Source organism: Streptomyces sp. RP5T, assembly GCF_003933965.1.
Classification (GTDB): domain Bacteria; phylum Actinomycetota; class Actinomycetes; order Streptomycetales; family Streptomycetaceae; genus Streptomyces.
In genome coordinates, this window is record NZ_RSAJ01000543.1 from 1 (window position 1) to 5,573 (window position 5,573).

A 5,573-nucleotide genomic window follows, 5' to 3' on the forward strand; every position below is an offset into this window, starting at 1 on the left:
GAACCCGCCCCCGGCCTCGCCCGCCTCGACGAACTCGTCGGCACCTTCCGCAGCGCGGGCCTGCACGTCGAGGTGGCCCGCGCCGACCACGGCACCACCCTGCCCGCCGCCGTGGACCTGGCCGCCTACCGGGTCATCCAGGAAGCCCTGACCAACATCCAGAAGCACGCCGGTACGGAGGCGAAGGCCGAGGTCAGCGTCGTACGGGTCGGTCCCCATGTGGAGATCACGGTCCTCGACGACGGCGCCGGCGACGACGAGGACCCCGACAACGGCGGTGGCCACGGTCTGCTCGGCATGCGCGAGCGCGTCACCGCCCTGGGCGGCACGCTCACCACCGGTCCCCGCTACGGAGGCGGTTTCCGCGTCCATGCGATCCTGCCGGTGAAGACCCGTACCGCCGCGAGGGACCAACCGGGAGAGCCCGTATGACGATCCGTGTCCTGCTCGCCGACGACCAGGCACTGCTGCGCAGCGCCTTCCGGGTGCTCGTCGACTCGGAGCCGGACATGGAGGTGGTCGGCGAGGCGTCCGACGGCGCCGAGGCCGTACGGCTGGCCAGGCAGGAGAGCGCCGACGTCGTCCTCATGGACATCCGCATGCCCGGCACCGACGGCCTCGCGGCCACCCGCATGATCAGCGAGGACTCCTCCCTCGCCCATGTCCGCGTGGTCATCCTGACCACCTTCGAGGTCGACGACTACGTCGTGCAGTCGCTGCGCGCCGGTGCCTCCGGCTTCCTCGGCAAGGGCAGCGAACCCGAGGAACTCCTCAGCGCCATCCGGATCGCGGCCGGCGGTGAGGCCCTGCTGTCCCCGGCCGCCACGAAGGGCCTCATCGCCCGCTTCCTCGCCCAGGGCGACGCGGACGAGTCCGACCCGGTGCGCTCCGCACGCCTCGACGCCCTCACCGTCCGCGAGCGCGAGGTCCTCGTCCAGGTCGCCGGCGGCCACTCCAACGACGAGATCGCCGAACGCCTGGAAGTCAGCCCGCTCACCGTCAAGACCCACGTCAACCGGGCCATGGCCAAGCTCGGCGCCCGCGACCGGGCCCAGCTGGTGGTGATCGCGTACGAGTCGGGGCTGGTCCGTCCGCGGGCGGAGTGAGCGCGCAAGGCTGTGGGGAGCCCCGGAAAAAATAAATCCGGCGGCGATGTCGAGAACCCGTGCCCCGCTCCGTCCCCGGGGTGAGAGCGGCCAGAATGGGTCGCTCCGGGACCCAGGAGAGACATCATGGCCAAGTACCTGCTGCTGAAGCACTACCGTGGCGCTCCCGCTCCGGCCAACGACGTGCCCATGGAGAAGTGGACCCCCGAGGAGATCTCCGCACACGTGCAGTACATGCGGGACTTCGCGGAGCGGCTGGAGAAGACCGGGGAGTACGTAGACGGGCAGGCGCTCGCTCCCGAGGGCACGTGGGTGCGGTACGACGGCGAGGGGCGCCCGCCGGTCACCGACGGGCCGTTCGCCGAGACCAAGGACCTCATCGCCGGCTGGATGGTGATCGACGTCGACAGCTACGAGCGCGCCCTCGAACTGGCCGGGGAACTGTCGGCCGCCCCCGGCGCCGGCGGGAAGCCGATCCACGAGTGGCTGGAGCTGCGCCCGTTCTACGCGAACTCGCCCACCGCCACGGACGACTGCCACGCCGGTGGATGAGGAACTGCTCAGACGCCTCACGCCGGGTGTGCTGACCGTCCTCGTCCGCCGCGGAGCAGACTTCGCGGCGGCCGAGGACGCCGTCCAGGACGCCCTCGTCGAGGCCCTGCGGCTCTGGCCGTCCGACCCGCCGAGGGACGCCAAGGGCTGGCTGGTCACCGTGGCCTGGCGCAAGTTCCTCGACGCGACCCGCTCGGACACCGCCCGCCGCCGGCGGGAGGAACGTGTCGACGAGGAACCGGGGCCCGGCCCCACGCCCGCCGTGGACGACACGCTCCAGCTGTACTTCCTGTGCGCCCACCCCTCGCTCACCCCCTCGTCCGCGGTGGCCCTCACCCTGCGAGCGGTCGGCGGTCTCACCACCCGGCAGATCGCCCAGGCCTACCTCGTCCCCGAGGCGACCATGGCGCAGCGCATCAGCCGGGCCAAGCGCACCGTCTCGGACGTCCGCTTCGACCAGCCCGGCGACGTCGCCACCGTGCTGCGCGTCCTCTACCTCGTCTTCAACGAGGGCTACTCCGGCGATGTCGACCTGGCCGCCGAGGCGATCCGGCTCACCCGGCAGCTCGCCGCCGCGATCGACCACCCCGAGGTCGCGGGGCTGCTCGCCCTCATGCTGCTCCACCACGCCCGCCGCGCCTCCCGTACCGCGCCCGACGGCAGCCTGGTGCCGCTCGCCGAGCAGGACCGCACCCGCTGGGACACCGCGGCGATCGCCGAGGGCGTGCGGATCCTCCAGGGCGCCCTGGCCCGTGACCGGCTGGGCGAGTTCCAGGCTCAGGCCGCCATCGCCGCCCTGCACGCGGACGCGCCCACCGCCGAGGAGACCGACTGGGTGCAGATCGTCGAGTGGTACGACGAACTCGCCGGTCTCACCGACAGCCCGGTGGTCCGCCTCAACCGTGCCGTCGCCGTGGGCGAGGCGGACGGCCCCCGCGCCGGGCTCGCCGCCCTGGCCGGGGTCGAGGACGCGCTGCCCCGCCGCACCGCGGCCGCGGCCTACCTCCACGAACGCGCGGGCGACCCGGCGACCGCGGCCCGCCTGTACGCCGAGGCGGCCCGCAAGGCCCCCAACCTCGCCGAACGCGACTATCTGACCCGCCAGGCGGCCCGGCTCAACTCCGGTTCGCGGCCCTGACGCCACGGCCCGGGACCTTCCCGAGCCGGTCCGGACACCCCCGTTGCCTGTGCTGGGCCCTCGGACTGCCGCATGGGGAAGGGGATGCGGACGTGCCGCTGCACAAGGACGGCCCGAGATCGGTCGGCGGGCACAAGCCGGCCGACCGGCTCGGGTCCGGGGGGGGGGGAATGGGCATCGTCCACCGGGGCAGATCACGCTCCGGGCGCGAGGTCGCCGTGACCGCCGTGTCGGTGCGCTCCGGAAAGCAGCTGTGGCAGACCCCGACGAGCCTGGAGCAGCCCGGCGGTGTCACCCCCGCCCCGGGCTCCCGCGTGGTCCATCTGTCCAGTGCCAGCGCCCGGGTCGCCGCCCTGGACGCGGCCAGGGGCACGCCGCTGTGGGAGACCCTGCCGCGCGCCAGGTGGGTGAACGCGGAGAGCGAGGTGCTGCCCCAGGTGCTGCCGAACAAGGGCGCCCTGGTCGTCACCATGCCGTCCGGCGATGTCTTCACCCTCGATCCCGCCCACCCCGAGCGGACCTCCGTGTCGGGGTGAGCCTCTGCGACCACGGGTCCTACGGCAGTGCCAGCATCCGCTCCAGGGCCAGCTTGGCGAACGCCTCGGTCTCCTTGTCGACCTCGATCCGGTTGACCAGCTTGCCCTCGGCCAGGGACTCCAGGGTCCAGACCAGGTGGGGCAGGTCGATGCGGTTCATGGTCGAGCAAAAGCAGACCGTCTTGTCGAGGAAGACGATCTCCTTGCCCTCGGGGGCGAAACGGTTCGCGAGCCGCCGTACGAGGTTCAGCTCGGTGCCGATGGCCCACTTCGAGCCGGCCGGGGCCGCCTCCAGCGCCTTGATGATGTACTCGGTCGAGCCGACGTAGTCCGCGGCGGCGACGACCTCGTGCTTGCACTCGGGGTGCACCAGGACGTTCACGCCGGGGATGCGGGCGCGCACGTCCTCCACCGACTCCAGCGAGAAGCGGCCGTGCACCGAGCAGTGGCCGCGCCACAGGATCATCTTGGCGTCCCGCAGCTGCTCGGCGGTCAGACCGCCGTTCGGCTTGTGCGGGTTGTAGACGACACAGTCCTCCAGGGACATGCCCATGTCGCGGACCGCGGTGTTGCGGCCGAGGTGCTGGTCGGGGAGGAACAGCACCTTGTCGCCCTGCTCGAAGGCCCACTCCAGGGCCCGCTTCGCGTTCGACGACGTGCAGATCAGGCCGCCGTGCCTGCCCGTGAACGCCTTGATGTCCGCGGAGGAGTTCATGTACGACACCGGCACGACCTGCTCGGCCACGCCGGCCTCGGTGAGCACGTCCCAGCACTCCGCGACCTGCTCGGCGGTCGCCATGTCGGCCATGGAGCAGCCGGCGGCGAGGTCGGGCAGGACGACCTTCTGGTCGTCGGAGGTGAGGATGTCCGCGGACTCGGCCATGAAGTGCACACCGCAGAACACGATGTACTCGGCCTCCGGGCGCGCGGCCGCGTCCCGGGCCAGCTTGAAGGAGTCGCCCGTGACGTCGGCGAACTGGATGACCTCGTCACGCTGGTAGTGGTGGCCGAGGACGAACACCTTGTCGCCGAGCTTCTCCTTGGCCGCGCGGGCGCGCTCGACCAGGTCGGGGTCGGACGGCGAGGGCAGGTCGCCGGGACACTCGACGCCCCGCTCGCTCCTCGGGTCGGCCTCGCGGCCGAGCAGCAACAGGGCGAGCGGAGTCGGCTGTACGTCGAGCTCCGTGGTCTGGGCGGTGGTCACGACACGCACCCTTTCTACTTTTCGTCGAACTGACGTTATCTATCATAACCCGGTTCACGTCACTTTGACGATGGTCATTGCGTCGATGTGACGTGAATCCCGAAGAACGGCGGATGAGCCGTTTTCCGCTCCCCGTCCCGTGTGCGAGCATGAAGAAGGCGCCGAAAAACCGGCGTCCGGCCCGGAATGAATCCGCGGCCTTGCCGGTTGCACCAGTCGGCAAGCAGTCTCCGTACAACCCGGGAGAGATGTAGATGTCCGTATCGGACGAGACCGGCACCGTCACCGACGGCATCATCCTGTCCGACGCCGCCGCGGCGAAGGTCAAGGCCCTGCTCGACCAGGAAGGCCGTGACGACCTGGCCCTGCGCGTCGCCGTTCAGCCCGGCGGCTGCTCCGGCCTGCGTTACCAGCTCTTCTTCGACGAGCGTTCGCTCGACGGCGACGTCGTCAAGGACTTCGGCGGCGTCAAGGTCGTCACCGACCGCATGAGCGCCCCGTACCTGGGCGGCGCGTCCATCGACTTCGTGGACACCATCGAGAAGCAGGGCTTCACGATCGACAACCCGAACGCGACCGGCTCCTGCGCCTGCGGCGACTCCTTCAGCTGAGCCCGCGGTCCGCACCCGGTCCTGAGTGACGGAAGGCGGCGGCCCCCTCTGACGGGGCCGCCGCCTTCGCGCGTCCCGCGGGCTACCGGGCGCCGGAGACCTCCGGCAGCCGCGCCCCCGCCTTCTGGAGCGGGATCCGCCGGCCGTCCGAGTCCACGACCGTACGGTCACCGAGCGGCTCGTCGAGCGGCACGGTCTTCTGCATCTCCTTGGCGATCATGATGCAGACCTTGTCCGGCCACGGCGTGTAGGTCACGGTGACCTTCACCTCGGTCGCGCTCTCGCTCGCCGTCGCCGCGTAGTCCCCGCACACCCCGCCCGTGAAGCTCACGGTCAGCTCGCTGCCCTCGGCCGTGTAGCCGTCCACCTGGACGTCCCGCGTCTTCGGCGCGGAGGTCGGCCGGTCGGAGGGCGCGGTGGGGGAGG

Annotated in this window: 7 protein-coding genes and 1 pseudogene; 6 read left to right on the forward strand and 2 right to left on the reverse strand. The window is 71.4% G+C overall.

Translation table 11 applies throughout. The annotated features are described in order from the left end of the window. The 5 genes from EHS43_RS35810 to EHS43_RS35830 all read left to right on the forward strand — a co-directional run. Positions 1-432 (forward strand): sensor histidine kinase (locus EHS43_RS35810; RefSeq protein ID WP_369009065.1); only part of this gene is annotated, 432 nt, incomplete at its 5' end. Continuing rightward, positions 429-1,106 carry a response regulator transcription factor gene (locus EHS43_RS35815; protein WP_125194788.1) on the forward strand — a complete coding sequence of 226 codons (678 nt, stop codon included), beginning with the start codon at positions 429-431 and terminating at the stop codon, positions 1,104-1,106. The genes EHS43_RS35810 and EHS43_RS35815, both read left to right, overlap by 4 nt. 126 nt (positions 1,107-1,232) lie before the next feature. Beyond that, entirely contained in the window at positions 1,233-1,658 is a 426-nt protein-coding gene (locus EHS43_RS35820) for a YciI family protein (protein WP_125194789.1), read from the forward strand. Beyond that, the gene (locus tag EHS43_RS35825; protein ID WP_125194790.1) at positions 1,651-2,796 is read left to right on the forward strand and encodes an RNA polymerase sigma factor; all 1,146 of its coding nucleotides are present in this window, start codon (positions 1,651-1,653) and stop codon (positions 2,794-2,796) included. Before EHS43_RS35820 ends, EHS43_RS35825 begins: the two co-directional genes overlap by 8 nt. Before the next feature lie 170 nt (positions 2,797-2,966). Then, positions 2,967-3,332 (forward strand): PQQ-binding-like beta-propeller repeat protein, encoded by a 366-nt coding sequence (locus EHS43_RS35830; RefSeq protein WP_260470864.1) that lies wholly within the window; start codon positions 2,967-2,969, stop codon positions 3,330-3,332. Between the two features lie 19 nt (positions 3,333-3,351). Here EHS43_RS35830 and nadA read toward each other — a convergent pair whose 3' ends face one another. Next, entirely contained in the window at positions 3,352-4,536 is a 1,185-nt protein-coding gene (nadA, locus tag EHS43_RS35835; RefSeq protein ID WP_125194791.1) for a quinolinate synthase NadA, read from the reverse strand. A gap of 254 nt (positions 4,537-4,790) precedes the next feature. Here nadA and EHS43_RS35840 point away from each other — a divergent pair, with 254 nt between their 5' ends. After that, positions 4,791-5,147 carry an iron-sulfur cluster assembly accessory protein gene (locus EHS43_RS35840; RefSeq protein ID WP_020137379.1) on the forward strand — a complete coding sequence of 119 codons (357 nt, stop codon included), beginning with the start codon at positions 4,791-4,793 and terminating at the stop codon, positions 5,145-5,147. 82 nt (positions 5,148-5,229) lie between these two features. Here EHS43_RS35840 and EHS43_RS35845 read toward each other — a convergent pair. Further along, positions 5,230-5,573: pseudogene (locus EHS43_RS35845) on the reverse strand (hypothetical protein); the annotation flags it as partial.

Coding starts and splice junctions, on each gene's coding strand:
- EHS43_RS35815 (WP_125194788.1), top strand. CDS start 429: ATGACGATCCGTGTCCTGCTCGCCGACGACCAGGCACTGCTGCGCAGC.
- EHS43_RS35820 (WP_125194789.1), top strand. CDS start 1,233: ATGGCCAAGTACCTGCTGCTGAAGCACTACCGTGGCGCTCCCGCTCCG.
- EHS43_RS35830 (WP_260470864.1), top strand. CDS start 2,967: ATGGGCATCGTCCACCGGGGCAGATCACGCTCCGGGCGCGAGGTCGCC.
- EHS43_RS35840 (WP_020137379.1), top strand. CDS start 4,791: ATGTCCGTATCGGACGAGACCGGCACCGTCACCGACGGCATCATCCTG.